Annotated in this window: 16 protein-coding genes; all 16 read left to right on the top strand. The window is 55.6% G+C overall.

Translation table 11 applies throughout. The annotated features are described in order from the left end of the window. Window positions 1-589: 589 nt before the first annotated feature. The 16 genes from leuO (at window position 590) to C3F35_RS08020 (ending at window position 19,452) form a co-directional block, all read left to right on the top strand. The gene (gene leuO, locus C3F35_RS08095; RefSeq protein WP_032616522.1) at window positions 590-1,534 is read left to right on the top strand and encodes a transcriptional regulator LeuO; all 945 of its coding nucleotides are present in this window, start codon (window positions 590-592) and stop codon (window positions 1,532-1,534) included. A gap of 386 nt (window positions 1,535-1,920) precedes the next feature. Then, window positions 1,921-3,645 carry an acetolactate synthase 3 large subunit gene (gene ilvI, locus C3F35_RS08090; RefSeq protein ID WP_032616524.1) on the top strand — a complete coding sequence of 575 codons (1,725 nt, stop codon included), beginning with the start codon at window positions 1,921-1,923 and terminating at the stop codon, window positions 3,643-3,645. Window positions 3,646-3,655: 10 nt separating this feature from the next. Then, window positions 3,656-4,138 carry an acetolactate synthase small subunit gene (ilvN, locus tag C3F35_RS08085; protein WP_103792735.1) on the top strand — a complete coding sequence of 161 codons (483 nt, stop codon included), beginning with the start codon at window positions 3,656-3,658 and terminating at the stop codon, window positions 4,136-4,138. 180 nt (window positions 4,139-4,318) lie between these two features. Next, window positions 4,319-5,323 carry a catabolite repressor/activator gene (cra, locus tag C3F35_RS08080; RefSeq protein ID WP_032616526.1) on the top strand — a complete coding sequence of 335 codons (1,005 nt, stop codon included), beginning with the start codon at window positions 4,319-4,321 and terminating at the stop codon, window positions 5,321-5,323. A gap of 598 nt (window positions 5,324-5,921) precedes the next feature. Beyond that, on the top strand, window positions 5,922-6,380 hold the full coding sequence (gene mraZ / locus C3F35_RS08075; RefSeq protein WP_032616527.1) for a division/cell wall cluster transcriptional repressor MraZ: 459 nt from the start codon (window positions 5,922-5,924) through the stop codon (window positions 6,378-6,380). A gap of 3 nt (window positions 6,381-6,383) precedes the next feature. Continuing rightward, window positions 6,384-7,325, top strand: coding sequence for a 16S rRNA (cytosine(1402)-N(4))-methyltransferase RsmH (rsmH, locus tag C3F35_RS08070; protein ID WP_032616528.1), 942 nt, complete (start codon window positions 6,384-6,386; stop codon window positions 7,323-7,325). Then, entirely contained in the window at window positions 7,322-7,687 is a 366-nt protein-coding gene (ftsL, locus tag C3F35_RS08065) for a cell division protein FtsL (protein WP_032616529.1), read from the top strand. Before rsmH ends, ftsL begins: the two co-directional genes overlap by 4 nt. Before the next feature lie 15 nt (window positions 7,688-7,702). Continuing rightward, window positions 7,703-9,469 carry a peptidoglycan glycosyltransferase FtsI gene (locus C3F35_RS08060; protein WP_032616530.1) on the top strand — a complete coding sequence of 589 codons (1,767 nt, stop codon included), beginning with the start codon at window positions 7,703-7,705 and terminating at the stop codon, window positions 9,467-9,469. After that, the gene (gene murE, locus C3F35_RS08055) at window positions 9,456-10,943 is read left to right on the top strand and encodes a UDP-N-acetylmuramoyl-L-alanyl-D-glutamate--2,6-diaminopimelate ligase (protein WP_103792736.1); all 1,488 of its coding nucleotides are present in this window, start codon (window positions 9,456-9,458) and stop codon (window positions 10,941-10,943) included. Before C3F35_RS08060 ends, murE begins: the two co-directional genes overlap by 14 nt. Continuing rightward, window positions 10,940-12,295, top strand: coding sequence for a UDP-N-acetylmuramoyl-tripeptide--D-alanyl-D-alanine ligase (gene murF, locus C3F35_RS08050; RefSeq protein WP_059308727.1), 1,356 nt, complete (start codon window positions 10,940-10,942; stop codon window positions 12,293-12,295). Before murE ends, murF begins: the two co-directional genes overlap by 4 nt. After that, window positions 12,289-13,371 carry a phospho-N-acetylmuramoyl-pentapeptide-transferase gene (gene mraY, locus C3F35_RS08045; RefSeq protein ID WP_032616534.1) on the top strand — a complete coding sequence of 361 codons (1,083 nt, stop codon included), beginning with the start codon at window positions 12,289-12,291 and terminating at the stop codon, window positions 13,369-13,371. Before murF ends, mraY begins: the two co-directional genes overlap by 7 nt. Window positions 13,372-13,373: 2 nt before the next feature. After that, the gene (murD, locus tag C3F35_RS08040) at window positions 13,374-14,690 is read left to right on the top strand and encodes a UDP-N-acetylmuramoyl-L-alanine--D-glutamate ligase (RefSeq protein WP_032616535.1); all 1,317 of its coding nucleotides are present in this window, start codon (window positions 13,374-13,376) and stop codon (window positions 14,688-14,690) included. Further along, window positions 14,690-15,943: a cell division protein FtsW gene (gene ftsW / locus C3F35_RS08035; RefSeq protein ID WP_059308725.1), complete on the top strand. Its 1,254-nt coding sequence runs from the start codon at window positions 14,690-14,692 to the stop codon at window positions 15,941-15,943. Before murD ends, ftsW begins: the two co-directional genes overlap by 1 nt. Continuing rightward, window positions 15,940-17,004, top strand: coding sequence for an undecaprenyldiphospho-muramoylpentapeptide beta-N-acetylglucosaminyltransferase (murG, locus tag C3F35_RS08030; RefSeq protein ID WP_103792737.1), 1,065 nt, complete (start codon window positions 15,940-15,942; stop codon window positions 17,002-17,004). The genes ftsW and murG overlap by 4 nt, the downstream gene beginning before the upstream one ends. 59 nt (window positions 17,005-17,063) lie before the next feature. After that, window positions 17,064-18,539: a UDP-N-acetylmuramate--L-alanine ligase gene (gene murC / locus C3F35_RS08025; RefSeq protein ID WP_032616539.1), complete on the top strand. Its 1,476-nt coding sequence runs from the start codon at window positions 17,064-17,066 to the stop codon at window positions 18,537-18,539. Then, complete coding sequence (locus C3F35_RS08020) at window positions 18,532-19,452, top strand: D-alanine--D-alanine ligase (protein ID WP_032616540.1); 921 nt, start codon at window positions 18,532-18,534, stop codon at window positions 19,450-19,452. The genes murC and C3F35_RS08020 overlap by 8 nt, the downstream gene beginning before the upstream one ends.

Genomic DNA, 19,452 nt, shown 5'->3' with positions numbered 1-19,452 from the left:
TACGCGGTTTGATGTCAACCCCTGCACGGTGAAAACGCGCTTTCAACCCGCCAGCTTCATCGCAGGCAATTAGCTTATTGTGCTGGTTTTTCCCTTTCAGACAATTTTATTCGTCTGGCGGTTCGCGGAGAATACATAGTCAGAATCGTTTGCATATACTTGATTGCAATTGTTCAAACTTTTGATACAAAGGTGCCGTTTTTTGAATGCGTTAATTTTCATTATGTTAGCTTGATACTCAACCTATAAAGCGTATACCGGTAGGCGTAGTGATAAAAAAATGTTAATCATTTAAAATAAAAGGCTATTAATAATTCATTAATACTTAAATAAGCCTTAACTAAACGCGATATTGTTTATTCGCGTAATTTATGTTTTCATTCGAACTATAAACTTATAAGTATGTTTCCTCCTGTCAGGATAGGTTCTCACGTTTTATTTTTCAACCCTGTCACGGTTGACGGGTATTTATATATTCCTAATTTGTAACATTTTCCTTTTTCTTGTTTTATATGCGTGGTAAATCATATTTTCAAAATTGATTGTTGCTGACGAGTAAAGGGAGTTTAACGTGACAGTGGAGCAGGATATGTCTGTAGAAAAAGTTGAAAAAACAGCAGCATTCGAGGGGGCAAAACCACAGCTCCGTACGGTGGATCTGAATCTGCTAACGGTATTTGATGCGGTAATGCAGGAGCAAAATATCACGCGCGCTGCCCATTCGCTGGGGATGTCACAGCCCGCCGTCAGTAATGCGGTTGCCCGACTCAAGGTCATGTTTAATGACGAGTTATTTGTGCGCTATGGCCGAGGGATCCAGCCTACTGCGCGTGCATTCCAGCTATTTGCATCGGTACGCCAGGCGTTGCAGCTTGTACAGAATGAGTTGCCTGGGTCGGGGTTCGACTCTTCCAGCAGCGAGCGTATTTTCCATTTGTGCGTTTGCAGCCCTCTCGATACGTATATGACCTCGCTTATTTATAATAAAGTTGAGCAGGTCGCGCCTAATATTCACCTGGTGTTCAAATCTTCGCTTAACCAGAATACCGAACATCAGCTGCGTTATCAGGAAACCGAGTTTGTGATTGGGTATGAAGAGTTCCGCCGCCCGGAATTTTCCTGCGTACCTTTATTCAAAGATGAAATGGTGCTGGTGACCAGCAAAACACATCCACGTCTGCATGGTACGCTGCTGGAGAGCGATATATATAGCGAAGAGCATGCGGTTGTCGCCCTCGATCGCTACGCCTCTTTTAGCCAGCCGTGGTATGACACCCCGGATAAACAGGCCTGCGTAGCGTATCAGGGCATGGCAATGGTCAGCGTATTAAACGTCGTCTCACAAACACAGCTGGTTGCTATCGCGCCGCGCTGGCTGGCAGAGGAGTTTTCCGGGCCGCTGAATCTGCGGATATTACCGCTGCCGTTGAACCTGAACTCGCGTACATGTTATCTCTCATGGCATGAAGCTGCCGGACGCGATAAAGGCCATCAATGGATGGAAGAGCTGCTGGCGAGCGTCTGCCGCCGCTAAACGACTTCAGGATAAATTGCACTGTTGTTGCTATTTATCCTGACTTTCTTTTTGTTCGTGAAATTTTATTCTGTCGCCATTTTTTTCATTGCCGCTTCCGGTCAGTAAAATTGCATGAATTACTGTACCTTTCCCTTTTTAAATGATGAATGCTCACGGCTGTTCGTTATCGTAGTTGATTTATCCATAACAATTATTAATACCTCATATTTCTTCTTTAGTGCTTATGGCTCCGCGCAGGTTTGCTAATTGCCTGCCTTCCGGCGAGCGGTTATGTTAACTGTCACTCTGCACAATAAAAAAACGCCAGGGGTAACCCTGACAAAAAAGACGGCGCAGTGCATATTTCTCCTGTCCGTCTGAAACGATAAGCCTGGAGGCTAATCATGGAGATGTTGTCTGGCGCCGAAATGGTCGTCCGATCGTTAATCGATCAGGGCGTGAAGCAAGTGTTCGGTTACCCCGGGGGCGCGGTCCTCGATATTTACGATGCGCTACATACCGTGGGCGGTATCGATCATGTTCTGGTACGTCATGAGCAAGCTGCCGTGCATATGGCCGACGGACTGGCACGTGCAACAGGCGAAGTTGGCGTGGTGCTGGTGACATCCGGCCCTGGCGCGACCAATGCCATTACGGGTATCGCCACAGCCTATATGGACTCCATTCCGATGGTGGTGCTCTCCGGTCAGGTGGCGACCTCGCTGATTGGCTACGATGCCTTTCAGGAGTGCGACATGGTGGGCATCTCCCGACCCGTGGTGAAACACAGTTTCCTGGTCAAACAGACGGAAGATATCCCCGGCGTGTTGAAAAAAGCTTTCTGGCTGGCGGCGTCCGGGCGTCCCGGTCCGGTCGTGGTTGACCTGCCTAAAGATATCCTCAATCCGGCGAACAAACTGCCTTACGTCTGGCCTGAATCCGTCAGCATGCGCTCTTATAACCCCACCACGCAGGGGCACAAGGGCCAGATTAAACGGGCGTTGCAGACCCTGGTCACCGCCAAAAAGCCGGTCGTGTATGTTGGCGGCGGGGCGGTGAACGCCAAGTGTGAATCGCAGCTGCGCGCGCTTATCGAAAAGTTGAATCTGCCGGTGGCCTCTTCATTAATGGGGTTAGGCGCGTTTCCGGCCACCCACCGTCAGGCGCTCGGCATGCTTGGTATGCATGGCACCTATGAAGCCAACATGACGATGCACAATTCCGACGTCATTTTTGCTGTAGGGGTGCGCTTTGACGATCGCACGACCAACAACCTGGCGAAATACTGCCCCAACGCGACCGTGCTGCACATTGATATTGATCCAACCTCGATTTCCAAAACTGTCCCGGCGGATGTGCCCATTGTTGGCGACGCCCGTCTGGTACTGGAACAAATGCTGGAACTGCTTGGGCAGGAAAACGACGTTCAGCCGCTCGATGAGATCCGCGACTGGTGGCTGCAGATTGAACAGTGGCGCGCGCGTCAGTGCCTGAAATACGACACGCAAAGCGAGAGCATTAAGCCCCAGGCGGTGATTGAAACCCTCTGGCGACTGACAAAAGGCGAGGCTTATGTGACCTCGGATGTGGGACAGCACCAGATGTTTGCCGCTCTTTATTACCCGTTCGATAAACCACGTCGCTGGATCAACTCCGGCGGTCTGGGCACCATGGGCTTTGGCCTGCCTGCCGCGCTGGGCGTGAAGCTGGCGTTACCGAATGAAACGGTGGTCTGCGTGACCGGCGATGGCAGTATTCAGATGAACATTCAGGAGCTGTCCACTGCCCTGCAGTACGACCTGCCGGTGCTGGTCCTTAACCTGAACAACGGCTATCTGGGCATGGTGAAGCAGTGGCAGGATATGATCTATTCCGGCCGCCATTCGCAGTCGTACATGAAGTCACTGCCTGATTTTGTTCGTCTGGCTGAAGCCTACGGCCATATCGGTATACGCATCAGCAGTCCGGCCGAGCTGGAGACGAAACTGAGCGAAGCCCTTGAGCACGTCAACAATAACCGCCTGGTGTTTGTCGATGTCGTGGTTGATGGCACCGAGCATGTCTATCCGATGCATATTCGTGGCGGCGGTATGGATGAGATGTGGTTAAGCAAAACGGAGAGAACCTGATAATCGCCGGATATTATCGGTATTACTGGAAAACGAGTCCGGAGCGCTATCACGCGTGATTGGGCTTTTCGCACAGCGCGGCTATAAAATCGAAAGCCTGACGGTTGCCCCAACGGACGATCCGACGCTTTCGCGCATGACCATCCAGACGGTGGGTGATGCAAAGGTACTGGAGCAGATCGAAAAGCAACTGCACAAACTGGTTGATGTGTTGCGCGTCAGCGAGCTGGGGCAGGGGGCTTACGTCGAACGTGAGATCATGCTGGTGAAAATTCAGGCCACGGGTTATGGCCGGGAAGAGGTGAAACGTAATGCGGACATTTTCCGCGGGCAGATCATCGACGTTACTCCCTCCATCTATACCGTTCAGCTGGCCGGCACCAGCGATAAACTGGACGCCTTCCTCGCCTCGGTGCGGGATGTCGCCAAAATTGTTGAAGTGGCGCGTTCAGGCGTCGTGGGTCTTTCCCGCGGTGACAAAGTGATGCGTTAAGGATAAAAAGGTTCGCCTCTAGCTTGCCCGGTATGAATGACCGGGCTTTTTTTTGTGCACCGATGTCGCTGCACCGACAAAAGCGGTTGCCGGACAGGCTATTCTGCGCTTAGATGTTACAAGATTTAGCCATAACCCTGACGAGGTCATGGACTCTTTTCTTTTTTTTAAGGGGCAATTGTGAAACTGGATGAAATCGCCAGGCTAGCCGGGGTATCGCGAACAACGGCAAGTTATGTGATTAACGGTAAAGCGAAGCAGTATCGTGTCAGCGATAAGACCGTTGAGAAAGTCATGGCAGTGGTTCGTGAACATAACTACCATCCGAATGCCGTCGCGGCAGGTTTACGTGCCGGGCGCACCCGTTCGATCGGTCTGGTGATCCCGGATCTGGAAAACACCAGCTATACCCGGATCGCAAACTACCTTGAGCGCCAGGCCCGTCAGCGTGGTTATCAACTGCTGATCGCCTGTTCGGAAGATCAGCCCGATAACGAGATGCGCTGCATTGAGCATCTGTTGCAGCGCCAGGTTGATGCCATTATCGTTTCCACCTCCTTACCCCCTGAGCATCCTTTCTATCAGCGCTGGGCCAATGATGCGTTTCCGATTGTCGCCCTCGACCGTGCGTTAGATCGTGAGCATTTCACCAGCGTGGTCGGCGCGGATCAGGACGATGCTGAAATGCTGGCGGCAGAGTTGCGTACTTTTCCGGCGGAAAATGTCCTCTATCTGGGAGCACTGCCGGAACTCTCCGTGAGCTTCCTGCGTGAGCAGGGTTTCCGCACAGCATGGAAAGACGATCCCCGTAAAGTTGATTACCTCTATGCCAATAGCTATGAACGCGAGGCCTCGGCCCAGCTGTTCGAAAAGTGGCTGGAGACCCATCCGATGCCGCAGGCTCTGTTCACTACCTCGTTTGCACTGTTACAGGGGGTAATGGACGTGACCTTACGTCGTGAAGGCAAGCTGCCATCCGATCTGGCCATTGCGACCTTTGGCGATCATGAGCTGCTCGATTTCTTGCAGTGCCCGGTGCTGGCTGTAGCGCAGCGTCATCGCGACGTGGCCGAGCGGGTGTTAGAGATTGTACTGGCAAGCCTCGATGAGCCACGTAAGCCGAAACCGGGGCTGACCCGTATTCGTCGTAACCTTTATCGTCGCGGTATTTTAAGCCGCGCGTAAAGACATCAGGGCAGCGAAAGCTGCCCTGAAATTCTCATCCTGAATCAACATATTAATTCCCACAGTATTTTTAAGATAATTCCTTTAAAACCTTTGCCTGCTACGCTTTTTAATTCCTTTTATTGTTTAAACCTTCTCTTGATGTTTATTTTATTGTCAGTAGCGCCTTTAATTGTATTATTTTGTTACATAACCGACAGTCAGTGCTGAATTATCAGCCATTTTTTCGCCTGGCGTTACCTGCTTACGCCTGCCCGCTACAGGCTTCGCGCCCGCAGCGCAGCTAGCGCTGTTATCCCCCCGCAATATGGCTTAAAATGCCGCCCGCGTCGCAAACTGACACTATATATTTACCTGCGATGATAGACGTGGTTTTAAAGACGGATATGCGTATTCGCGTTTTTTCTCACAGCTATTCATCACGTTAATTTTGCCGCGCCAGTTGGGTAGTTAATAGCCGGACGAACTTCCATTCGTAAATCAGTGACATTTAGACAGATGTCGCGGAAGTCCTGGCTTGACAAGCTTTTCCATCGCTCCGTAAACTCCCTTAAGTGGGAATTTGTGGGTTAAAGTGGTGAGGAGGGGTGAGACTGGCATGTTCCGTGGAGCGACGTTAGTCAATCTCGACAGCAAAGGGCGTTTATCGGTACCAACCCGATATCGCGACCAGCTGAACGAGAGCGCTTCTGGTCAAATGGTCTGCACCATTGACATCAACCACGCCTGCCTGCTGCTTTACCCCTTGCCTGAATGGGAAATCATTGAGCAAAAGCTGTCTCGACTGTCGAGCATGAACCCGCAGGAACGCCGCGTGCAGCGGCTGTTATTGGGTCATGCCAGTGAATGTCAGATGGACAGCGCGGGGCGTTTATTGATTGCGCCCGTGCTGCGGCAGCATGCCGGTCTGACAAAAGAAGTGATGCTGGTCGGACAGTTCAATAAGTTTGAGCTGTGGGATGAAACGACCTGGTATCAACGGGTCAAGGAAGATATCGACGCTGAGCAGTCTGATTCCGCAACATTGTCGGAACGATTGCAGGATTTGTCTCTATAAAAAATGATGGAAAATTATAAACATACGACGGTGCTACTGGATGAAGCCGTCAATGGCCTGAATATTCGTCCTGATGGCATCTATATTGATGGCACTTTTGGCCGGGGTGGCCACTCACGTTTGATCCTCTCCCAACTGGGCGCGGACGGCCGTTTGCTGGCAATCGATCGCGATCCGCAGGCTATCGCCGTGGCGAAAACCATCGATGACCCTCGCTTTTCCATCGTACATGGTCCTTTCTCCGCGCTGGCTGATTACGTCAGCGAGCGCGATTTAACCGGCAAAATTGACGGGATCCTCCTCGATCTTGGCGTCTCCTCACCACAACTTGATGATGCTGAACGTGGCTTCTCCTTTATGCGCGATGGCCCGCTGGACATGCGTATGGATCCGACGCGCGGCCAATCTGCCGCCGAGTGGCTGCAAACCGCCGAAGAAGCCGATATCGCCTGGGTGATCAAAACCTTCGGGGAAGAGCGTTTTGGCAAACGTATTGCTCGCGCCATCGTGGAACGTAACCGTATCGAACCCATGACCCGCACCAAAGAGCTGGCGGAAGTGATCGCCGCGGCCACGCCGGTAAAAGACAAGTACAAGCACCCGGCTACCCGCACCTTCCAGGCGGTGCGTATCTGGGTTAACAGCGAGCTTGATGAAATCGAGCAAGCCCTGAAAAGTTCGCTTAGCGTGCTGGCTCCGGGCGGTCGCTTGTCGGTAATCAGCTTCCACTCGCTGGAAGACCGCATTGTGAAGCGCTTTATGCGTGAACAGAGCCGTGGCCCGCAGGTTCCGGCCGGGTTACCGATGACGGAAGAGCAGCTCAAAAAACTGGGCGGCCGCCAGCTACGTGCCTTAGGTAAGTTAATGCCGGGCGAAGCGGAAGTGGAAGAGAACCCGCGCGCCCGCAGTTCAGTGCTGCGCATTGCAGAAAGGACTCATGCATGATCGGCAGAGTGGCAGACACCCTCAGCAAGGTGAAAGAGACGTTAGGCAGCAACGAGCGTCATGCCTTGCCGGGTGTTATCTGGGACGACCTGTTGCGTTTCGGCAAGCTGCCACTGTGTCTGTTCATTTGCATCATTGTGTCGGCGGTCACCGTTGTGACCACCGCTCACCATACCCGTTTGTTAACGGCGCAGCGCGAACAGCTGGTGCTGGAGCGTGATGCGCTGGATATCGAGTGGCGAAATTTGATCCTCGAAGAAAATGCGCTCGGCGATCATAGCCGGGTTGAACGGATCGCAACGGAAAAGCTGCAGATGCAGCATGTTGATCCTTCTCAGGAAAATATCGTAGTACAAAAATAAGGGAAAACGCGACGCATGAAATCCGCGGCGAAGGCGCTAAAACCAAAACGTCAGGAAGAACAGGCCAGCTTCATCAGCTGGCGTTTTGCGTTGCTTTGCGGCTGCATTTTACTGGCGCTGGGTTTCCTGCTGGGACGCGTGGCGTGGCTGCAAATCATTGCCCCTGACATGCTGGTACGTCAGGGCGACATGCGCTCCCTGCGCGTGCAGGAAGTGTCAACTTCGCGTGGTCTGATCACCGACCGTTCCGGCCGTCCGCTGGCGGTCAGCGTGCCGGTGAAAGCGATCTGGGCCGATCCCAAAGAACTGCATGATGCCGGTGGGATCTCGCTCGATAACCGCTGGAAGGCTCTCTCCGACGCGCTGAAAATGCCGCTCGATCAGCTGGCTGCCCGCGTCAATGCGAACCCGAAAGGGCGCTTTATCTATCTGGCGCGTCAGGTTAACCCTGATATGGCCGACTACATCAAAAAACTGAAGCTGCCGGGTATTCACCTTCGTGAAGAGTCGCGTCGTTACTACCCATCCGGGGAAGTGACCGCGCACCTGATTGGCTTTACCAACGTCGACAGCCAGGGCATTGAAGGCGTCGAGAAAAGTTTCGATAAGTGGCTGACCGGCCAGCCGGGCGAGCGTGTGGTCCGTAAAGACCGTTATGGCCGCGTCATTGAAGATATCTCTTCCACCGACAGCCAGGCGGCGCACAACCTTGCGCTGAGCATCGACGAGCGTCTGCAGGCGCTGGTGTATCGTGAACTGAACAACGCCGTCGCTTTTAACAAAGCGGAATCCGGCAGTGCGGTACTGGTGGATGTCAGCACCGGCGAAGTGCTGGCAATGGCCAGCAGCCCATCCTATAACCCGAATAATTTTGCCGGAACCGCCAAAGACGCCATGCGTAACCGTTCGATCACTGACGTCTTCGAGCCAGGTTCAACGGTCAAACCGATGGTGGTGATGACGGCGCTGCAGCGTGGCATCGTCAATGAAAATACCGTGCTGAACACGGTGCCTTACCGAATCAACGGTCACGAAATCAAAGACGTGGCGCGTTACAGCGAATTGACCCTCACCGGGGTTTTACAGAAGTCGAGTAACGTCGGCGTTTCTAAGCTGGCGTTAGCGATGCCGTCCTCAGCGTTGGTAGAAACTTACTCGCGTTTTGGACTCGGAAAGGCGACCAATTTGGGGTTGGTCGGAGAACGCAGTGGCTTATATCCTCAAAAACAACGGTGGTCTGACATAGAGAGGGCCACCTTCTCTTTCGGCTACGGGCTAATGGTAACGCCGTTACAGTTGGCGCGTGTCTATGCAACGATTGGCAGCTATGGCGTCTATCGCCCGCTGTCGATTACCAAAGTTGATCCGCCGGTTCCCGGTGAGCGTATCTTCCCGGAATCGATCGTTCGCACCGTCGTGCACATGATGGAAAGCGTGGCCCTGCCCGGCGGCGGTGGCGTGAAAGCGGCGATCAAAGGCTATCGCATCGCGATTAAAACCGGTACGGCGAAAAAAGTCGGGCCGGATGGTCGCTACATCAATAAATACATTGCATATACCGCAGGCGTTGCGCCTGCGAGTAATCCGCGTTTTGCGCTGGTGGTGGTTATCAACGATCCACAGGCGGGTAAATACTACGGTGGCGCCGTTTCCGCGCCGGTCTTTGGTGCCATCATGGGCGGCGTACTGCGCACCATGAACATCGAGCCGGATGCGCTGACAACGGGCGAGAAAAGTGAATTTGTGATTAATCAAGGCGAGGGAACAGGTGGCAGATCGTAATTTGCGCGACCTTCTTGCTCCGTGGGTATCAGGTTTACCTGCGCGAGTCCTGCGAGAGATGGTACTCGACAGCCGTGCGGCTGCCTCGGGCGATCTTTTTGTGGCAGTAGTCGGTCATCAGGCGGACGGGCGTCGGTATATCCCGCAGGCGATAGCGCAAGGTGTAGCTGCCATTATTGCTGAGGCAAAAGATGAGGCCGCTGATGGCGAAATACGTGAAATGCACGGCGTGCCGGTCATCTATCTCAGCCAGTTAACCGAACGACTCTCCGCGCTGGCGGGGCGTTTTTATAACGAACCTTCTGACCAGTTGCGTCTGGTTGGCGTAACCGGCACCAACGGTAAAACCACCACCACGCAGCTGATGGCGCAGTGGGCGCAGCTGCTGGGTGAAACCAGCGCGGTGATGGGTACGGTGGGGAACGGCCTGCTGGGCAAAGTGAACCCAACGGAAAACACCACCGGCTCTGCCGTCGACGTACAGCATGTGCTGGCCGGCCTGGCAGGGCAGGGCGCGACCTTTGCCGCAATGGAAGTCTCTTCTCACGGGCTGGTTCAGCACCGTGTTGCGGCACTGAAATTTGCCGCCTCCGTGTTCACTAACCTGAGCCGGGACCATCTCGACTACCATGGCGACATGGAAAACTACGAAGCGGCAAAATGGCAGCTGTATGCCACGCACCACGCCGGTCAGGCGATTATCAACGCTGATGACGAAGTGGGACGCCGCTGGCTGGCTAAGCTGCCGGATGCCGTTGCGGTCTCCATGGCCGACCATATCAACCCGAACTGCCACGGTCGCTGGTTGAAAGCCACCGAGGTGATCTATCACGATAGCGGCGCGACTATTCGCTTTGCATCAAGCTGGGGTGAAGGTGAAATCGAAAGCCGCTTGATGGGGGCGTTCAACGTCAGCAACCTGTTGCTGGCTCTCGCTACCCTGCTGGCGCTGAGTTATCCGCTGGCAGAATTGCTTGGCACCGCCGCGCGTCTGCAGCCGGTTTGCGGGCGTATGGAAGTGTTCGCCGCCCCGCGCAAACCTACTGTCGTGGTGGATTATGCCCACACCCCGGATGCGCTCGAGAAAGCGCTGGAAGCCGCGCGTCTGCACTGCGCCGGTAAACTATGGTGCGTCTTTGGCTGCGGCGGCGATCGCGATAAAGGCAAACGCCCCCTCATGGGTGCCATTGCCGAGCAATTCGCGGATATCGCGGTAGTGACCGATGACAACCCGCGTACCGAAGAGCCGCGCGCCATCATCAACGACATTCTGGCTGGCATGCTGGATGCCGGACGTGCTCGTGTGGTGGAAGGCCGCGCCGAAGCGGTAACCAACACCATCATGCAGGCCGGTGAAAACGACGTGGTGCTGCTGGCTGGTAAAGGCCATGAAGATTACCAGATCGTCGGTACTAACCGTCTGGACTACTCCGACCGTATCACCGCGGCGCGTCTGCTGGGAGTCATGGCATGATTAGCGTAACGCTAAGCCAGCTGGCCACTATCCTGGGCGCAGACGTCAGCGGCGAGCTGACCTTCGATGCCGTCACCACCGATACGCGTAAAATTACCCCCGGCTGCCTGTTTGTGGCGCTGAAGGGTGAGCGTTTCGATGCGCACGATTTTGCTGAGCAAGCGAAAGCGGCGGGTGCTGGCGCATTGCTGGTGAGTCGTAAACTGGATATCGACCTGCCGCAGGCGGTGGTGCAAGACACGCGTCTGGCGTTTGGTGAACTGGCCGCATGGGTTCGCCAGCAGGTCCCGGCGCGTATTGTGGCGCTGACCGGCTCTTCCGGCAAAACCTCCGTTAAGGAGATGACCGCCGCGATCCTTAGCCAGTGCGGTAACACGCTCTATACCGCAGGCAACCTGAATAACGATATCGGCGTGCCGATGACGCTGCTACGTCTGACCCGCGAGCATGAATATGCGGTGATCGAACTGGGGGCTAACCACCAGGGCGAAATCGCCTGGACCGTGAGTCTGACGCAGCCGGAAGCGGCGCTGGTAAACAACCTCGCCGCGGCGCACCTTGAAGGTTTCGGCTCGCTGGAAGGCGTGGCGAAAGCGAAGGGCGAGATCTACACCGGTCTGCCGGTCAACGGCATCGCCATCATGAATGCCGACAACAACGACTGGCTGAACTGGCAAAGCGTCATCGGGGATCGCAAAACCTGGCGCTTCTCACCGAATGCCGCCAATAGCGACTTCACCGCCACCAACGTTCACGTGACCTCCCACGGCACAGAATTTACCCTGCAGACCCCAACAGGGGATGTGGAGGTGCTATTGCCTCTGCCGGGTCGTCACAATATCGCAAATGCCCTGGCGGCCACCGCGCTGGCAATGGCGGTCGGCGCACCGCTGTCGGCCATCAAAGCGGGGCTAGCAAACCTGAAAGCGGTCCCCGGACGCCTGTTCCCCATTCCGCTGGCGGAAAATAAACTCCTGCTGGATGACTCCTACAACGCCAACGTCGGTTCTATGACTGCTGCAGTACAGGTGCTGTCTGAGATGCCTGGTTACCGCGTGATGGTGGTCGGCGATATGGCCGAGTTGGGCGACGAGAGCGAAGCCTGCCATATCCAGGTGGGTGAGGCGGCGAAAGCCTCCGGTATCGATCGCGTGTTAAGCGCTGGTCATCTCAGTAAAAACATCAGCCAGGCCAGTGGTGTCGGGGAGCATTTTGCCGATAAAGCGGCGTTGATTGCCCGTCTTAAGACGCTGGTCGAAGAGCAGCAAATTGTGACAGTTTTAGTGAAAGGTTCACGCAGTGCTGCCATGGAAGAGGTTGTGCACGCTTTACAGGAGAATGGGACATGTTAGTTTGGCTGGCCGAGCATTTGGTCAAATATTATTCCGGCTTTAACGTCTTTTCTTATCTGACGTTTCGCGCCATCGTCAGCCTGCTGACTGCGCTGTTCATCTCATTGTGGATGGGTCCGCGCATGATTGCCCGTCTGCAAAAACTCTCTTTCGGTCAGGTTGTGCGTAACGACGGCCCTGAGTCGCACTTCAGTAAACGCGGTACGCCGACCATGGGCGGCATTATGATCCTCACCGCGATTGTGGTGTCGGTGCTGCTCTGGGCTTACCCGTCAAACCCGTATGTCTGGTGCGTGCTGGTGGTGTTGGTGGGCTATGGCATTATCGGTTTTGTCGACGACTACCGCAAAGTCGTGCGTAAAGACACCAAAGGGCTGATCGCCCGCTGGAAGTATTTCTGGATGTCGGTGATCGCGCTGGGCGTCGCCTTTGCGCTCTATCTGGCAGGAAAAGACACTCCGGCAACCGAGCTGGTGGTGCCGTTCTTTAAAGACGTGATGCCGCAGCTGGGGCTGTTCTACATCCTGCTGGCCTACTTTGTGATTGTCGGTACTGGTAACGCCGTAAACCTGACCGATGGCCTGGATGGTCTGGCAATTATGCCTACCGTCTTCGTGGCGGCCGGTTTTGCACTGGTGGCGTGGGCGACAGGTAACATGAATTTTGCGAGCTACCTGCACATCCCTTATCTGCGACACGCGGGTGAACTGGTGATCGTCTGTACGGCGATTGTCGGTGCGGGCCTCGGCTTCCTGTGGTTCAACACCTACCCGGCGCAGGTCTTTATGGGCGACGTGGGTTCGCTGGCACTGGGTGGCGCGCTGGGCATCATCGCCGTACTGCTGCGTCAGGAGTTCCTGCTGGTGATCATGGGCGGTGTGTTTGTGGTTGAAACCCTGTCGGTGATTTTGCAGGTTGGCTCCTTCAAACTGCGCGGTCAGCGCATCTTCCGTATGGCGCCTATCCATCACCACTATGAATTGAAAGGCTGGCCAGAGCCGCGCGTCATCGTGCGCTTCTGGATTATTTCGCTGATGCTGGTGCTGATTGGCCTGGCAACGCTGAAGGTACGTTAATCATGGCAGATTACCAGGGTAAAAAAGTCGTTATCATCGGGTTGGGCTTAACCGGCCTCTCTTGCGTGGACTTTTTCCTCGCACGAGGCGTTACGCCTCGCGTGATGGATACGCGTACCTCTCCGCCGGGTCTGGATAAACTGCCGGAGCAGGTTGAACGCCACCTTGGTGGTCTGAATGAAGCGTGGCTTCACGCCGCCGATCTGATTGTCGCCAGCCCGGGCATTGCCCTGGCCCACCCGGCGTTAAGCGCGGCGGCAGAGGCGGGCGTCGAGATCGTCGGTGATATCGAACTGTTCTGCCGTGAAGCTCAGGCGCCGATCGTGGCCATTACCGGTTCCAACGGCAAAAGCACCGTCACCAGCCTGGTAGGTGAAATGGCGAAAGCGGCGGGCGTTAATGCCGGTGTGGGCGGCAATATCGGCCTGCCAGCATTGATGCTGCTGGATGCAGCCCGCGAGCTGTACATCCTTGAACTCTCCAGCTTCCAGCTGGAAACCACCTCAAGCCTGCAGGCGGTCGCTGCTACCATCCTCAACGTTACCGAAGATCATATGGATCGCTATCCGTTTGGTCTGCAGCAGTACCGCGCCGCCAAGCTGCGTGTCTATGAAAATGCCCGCGTCTGCGTGGTGAACGCCGATGATGCGCTGACCATGCCAGTACGTGGGGCAGATGAACGCTGCGTGAGTTTCGGTATTAATATGGGCGACTATCATCTGAACCGTCAGCAGGGCGAAACCTGGCTGCGGGTGAAAGGTGAAAAGGTGCTGAACGTGAAAGAGATGCACCTGACGGGCCAGCATAACTACACCAACGCCCTTGCCGCACTGGCGCTGGCGGATGCCGCCGGCTTGCCGCGCGCCACCAGCCTGAAAGCCCTGACTACCTTCAGCGGTCTGGCGCATCGCTTCCAGCTGGCGCTTGAGCATAACGGCGTTCGCTGGATCAACGATTCAAAAGCCACCAACGTTGGCAGCACCGAAGCGGCGCTAAATGGCCTGCACGTTGAGGGCACCCTGCATCTGCTGCTGGGGGGCGACGGCAAAGCTGCCGATTTCTCTTCGCTGAAACAGTACCTCAGCGGCGACAACGTGCGTCTTTACTGCTTTGGCCGTGACGGGGCAGAACTGGCGGCGCTGCGCCCGGATATCGCTGAACAAACCGATACCATGGAGCAGGCGATGCGGCTGATTGCCCCGCGCGTGAAGCCGGGTGACATGGTGCTGCTCTCGCCAGCCTGCGCCAGCCTCGATCAGTTTAAGAATTTCGAGCAGCGTGGCGATCTCTTTACCCGTCTGGCGAAGGAGTTAGGCTAATGCGCTTCTCTCTCCCTCGCCTGAAGATGCCGCGCATGCCGCGCATGCCGGGATTCAGCATCCTGGTGTGGATTTCGTCGGCGCTCAAAGGCTGGGTCATGGGGTCCAGGGATAAAGATTCCGATAGCCTGGTGATGTACGACCGTATGCTGCTCTGGCTCACGCTGGGGCTGGCGGCGATTGGCTTTATTATGGTGACCTCAGCCTCAATGCCTGTCGGGCAGCGTCTGGCTAACGATCCTTTCCTGTTTGCCAAGCGTGACGGGCTGTACATCATTTTGGCGTTCTGTCTGGCGATGGTGACTTTACGTCTGCCGATGGTCTTCTGGCAACGCCACAGTACCGCCATGCTGATCGCCTCGATCGTCATGCTGCTGATCGTACTGGTGGTGGGTAGCTCGGTGAATGGGGCCTCGCGCTGGATTGCCTTTGGCCCGCTGCGTATTCAGCCTGCCGAATTCACCAAGCTGTCGCTGTTCTGCTACCTCGCCAACTATCTGGTGCGCAAGGTGGATGAGGTTCGTAACAACCTGCGCGGCTTCTTAAAACCGATGGGCGTGATCCTGGTGCTGGCGGTTCTGTTGCTGGCCCAGCCTGACCTCGGGACCGTGGTCGTACTGTTTGTTACCACCCTGGCGATGCTGTTCCTGGCGGGGGCGAAACTCTGGCAGTTCATCGCCATCATCGGAATGGGGATCTCCGCAGTGGTACTGCTGATCCTTGCCGAACCGTACCGTATCCGTCGTGTGACCTCTTTCTGGAATCCCTGGGAAGATCCCTTCGGCAGCGGTTATCAGCTGACCCAGTCATTGATGGCCTTTGGCCGCGGTGAAATGTGGGGTCAGGGGTTAGGGAATTCAGTGCAAAAACTGGAGTATTTACCCGAGGCGCATACCGACTTCATCTTCTCCATCATTGGGGAAGAACTGGGTTATATCGGTGTGGTATTAGCGCTTTTAATGGTATTCTTCGTCGCTTTCCGTGCGATGTCGATCGGCCGGAAAGCACTGGTTATCGACCACCGTTTCTCAGGTTTTCTGGCCTGTTCAATCGGTATCTGGTTCAGTTTTCAGGCTTTAGTTAACGTGGGTGCCGCAGCCGGTATGCTGCCAACCAAAGGTCTGACGCTGCCGTTAATCAGTTATGGTGGTTCGAGTCTGTTGATCATGTCGACCGCCATTATGTTTTTGCTACGCATAGATTATGAAACGCGTCTGGAAAATGCCCAGGCGTTTACACGAGGTTCACGATGAATCAACCGAAGCGGTTAATGGTGATGGCAGGCGGTACCGGCGGGCATGTGTTCCCGGGACTGGCGGTTGCGCACCATTTAATGGATCAGGGCTGGCAGGTACGCTGGCTGGGAACCGCAGACCGCATGGAGGCCGATCTGGTACCGAAGCATGGGATTGAGATCGACTTTATCCATATCTCCGGCTTGCGCGGCAAGGGGATCAAAGCCCTGCTGCTGGCGCCGGTGCGCATTTTCAACGCCTGGCGCCAGGCGCGGGCGATCATGAAGCGTTTCAAGCCGGACGTGGTGCTGGGGATGGGCGGTTATGTCTCGGGTCCTGGTGGGCTGGCGGCGTGGTCGCTGGGGATCCCGGTTGTGCTGCATGAGCAGAACGGTATTGCCGGTCTGACCAATAAGTGGCTCTCCCGTATCGCCAGCAAAGTGATGCAGGCGTTTCCCGGCGCATTTCCGAAAGCGGATGTGGTGGGTAACCCGGTGCGTGTGGACGTGCTTGCACTGCCGTTGCCGCAGGAGCGTCTTGTCGGGCGCGAAGGCCCGGTGCGTGTGCTGGTAGTGGGCGGCTCTCAAGGGGCGCGCATTCTGAACCAGACGCTGCCGCAGGTTGCGGCCAGGCTCGGTGACGCGGTGACCATCTGGCATCAAAGCGGGAAGGGCGGTCAGCAAACGGTCGAGCAGGCCTATGCCGACGCGGGCCAGCCGCAGCATAAAGTGACTGAATTTATCGACGACATGGCGGCGGCGTATGCCTGGGCCGATGTCGTGGTCTGCCGCTCCGGCGCGCTGACGGTGAGCGAAATTGCCGCCGCAGGCTTACCGGCGCTGTTTGTGCCGTTCCAGCACAAAGATCGTCAGCAGTACTGGAATGCGTTGCCGCTTGAGAAAGCCGGCGCCGCGAAAATTTTTGAACAGCCGCAGTTTACCGCAGACGCGGTCGCCACCACCCTGGCGGGCTGGGACCGGAAGACATTACTGGAGATGGCGCAGCATGCACGTGCCGCAGCGATCCCGGATGCAACGGAACGGGTGGCAAAAGAAGTGAGCCTGGCAGCCCAGGTTTAACCCTCGCAGCGCGTGTTGCGCTGCACGAATTTTTTGAAGTAGTCGATGGCGTTTAGAGAATGAATACACAACAACTGGCGAAACTGCGTTCAATCGTGCCCGAGATGCGTCGCGTCCGGCACATTCATTTTGTTGGCATCGGCGGCGCCGGTATGGGCGGTATTGCCGAAGTGCTGGCGAATGAAGGCTACCAGATCAGCGGTTCCGATCTGGCGCCGAACCCTGTTACGCAACAGTTGGCGTCGCTCGGTGCGACTATCTATTTTAACCATCGCCCGGAAAACGTCCTTGATGCCAGCGTGGTGGTCGTTTCCAGCGCCATCTCTGCCGACAACCCGGAAATTGTTGCTGCACACGAAGCACGTATCCCGGTGATCCGCCGTGCAGAGATGCTGGCCGAGCTGATGCGTTTTCGTCACGGCATCGCCATTGCCGGAACCCACGGTAAAACCACCACCACGGCGATGGTCTCCAGCATTTATGCTGAAGCGGGCCTCGATCCGACCTTCGTCAACGGCGGCCTGGTCAAAGCCGCGGGCGTACACGCGCGCCTGGGTAACAGCCGTTATCTGATCGCTGAAGCGGATGAAAGTGACGCCTCTTTCCTGCATTTGCAGCCGATGGTGGCAATCGTGACCAACATCGAAGCCGACCATATGGATACCTACCAGGGCGACTTCGAAAATTTAAAGCAAACATTCATAAACTTTCTCCACAATTTGCCGTTTTATGGACGGGCCGTAATGTGTGTAGACGACCCGGTGATCCGCGAGCTGCTGCCGCGAGTCGGTCGTCAGATCACGACCTACGGTTTCAGCGAAGATGCCGATGTTCGGGTGGAAAGTTACAAACAGATTGGTGCGCAGGGGCATTTCACCCTGGCACGTCAGGATAAAGAGCTGCTGCAGGTAACGCTGAATGCGCCGGGTCGTCACAACGCCCTGAACGCCGCGGCGGCCGTTGCGGTTGCAACAGAAGAAGGCATTGATGACGAGGCCATTTTGCGGGCGCTGGAAAGCTTCCAGGGCACCGGTCGTCGTTTCGATTTCCTTGGCGAGTTCCCACTGGAAACCGTGAACGGAAAAAGCGGAACCGCGATGCTGGTTGATGACTACGGCCATCACCCGACCGAAGTGGACGCCACGATCAAAGCGGCGCGCGCGGGCTGGCCGGACAAAAATCTGGTCATGCTGTTTCAGCCACACCGCTATACCCGTACGCGCGACCTCTATGACGATTTCGCGAATGTGCTTTCACAGGTTGATACCCTGTTGATGCTGGAAGTTTACGCGGCGGGCGAAGCGGCGATTCCGGGCGCAGACAGTCGCTCTCTTTGCCGCACCATTCGCGGTCGCGGCAAGATCGACCCGATTCTGGTCTCCGATCATGCCCAGGCGGCAGCGATGCTTGCTCCGGTGTTGACCGGCAATGATTTGATTCTGGTGCAGGGTGCGGGAAATATCGGCAAGATCGCCCGTACTCTGGCTGAAATCAAACTTAAGCCGCAAATTTCGGAGGAAGAACGTCATGGCTGATAAGATTGCGGTCCTGTCTGGCGGCACTTCTGCAGAACGCGAAGTCTCTCTGAATTCGGGCGCGGCGGTGCTGGCAGGGCTTCGCGAAGGCGGTGTTAATGCGCATCTGGTCGATCCGAAAGAGACTGACGTGACGCGCCTGAAAGAGATGGGTTTTGCTAAAGTCTTTATCGCGCTGCACGGCCGCGGCGGTGAAGACGGTACGTTGCAAGGGCTGCTGGACATCATCGGTCTGCCTTATACCGGCAGCGGTGTGATGGCCTCGGCCATCTCCATGGACAAACTGCGCAGCAAACTGCTGTGGCAGGGGGCCGGTTTGCCGGTTGCGCCATGGGTAGCTATGACCCGTCGTGAATTTGAGCAGGGCCTTGACGCCAGCGTCACTGAACGTATTGCGGCGCTGGGATTGCCGGTGATTGTGAAACCCAGCCGTGAAGGCTCAAGCGTAGGAATGTCTAAGGTTGACGAAGCTGGCGATATATCATCTGCATTAGCGCTGGCATTTCAACATGATGAAGAAGTTTTGATTGAAAAATGGCTCAGCGGACCGGAATTTACCGTTGCGATGCTTGGTGAAGAAATTTTACCATCAATTCGTATCCAACCAGCTGGAACCTTCTATGATTATGAGGCGAAGTATCTCTCTGATGAGACGCAATATTTCTGCCCAAGTGGTCTGGAAGCGGAGCGTGAAGCCATTTTAAACGCGCTGGTGCTAAAAGCCTGGCATGTACTTGGCTGCCGTGGCTGGGGACGGATCGACGTGATGCAGGATAGCGATGGGCAGTTTTATCTGCTGGAAGCCAACACCTCACCGGGTATGACCAGTCATAGCCTGGTGCCGATGGCGGCGCGCCAGGCGGGAATGAGCTTCTCGCAGTTAGTGGTTCGTATTCTGGACCAGGCGGGCTGA

The organism is Leclercia sp. LSNIH3 (assembly GCF_002935105.1).
GTDB classification, from domain to species: Bacteria; Pseudomonadota; Gammaproteobacteria; order Enterobacterales; family Enterobacteriaceae; genus Enterobacter; species Enterobacter adecarboxylatus.
Note: the sequence above shows the minus strand (reverse complement) of the source record. Positions and strands in the feature narration are given on the sequence as shown.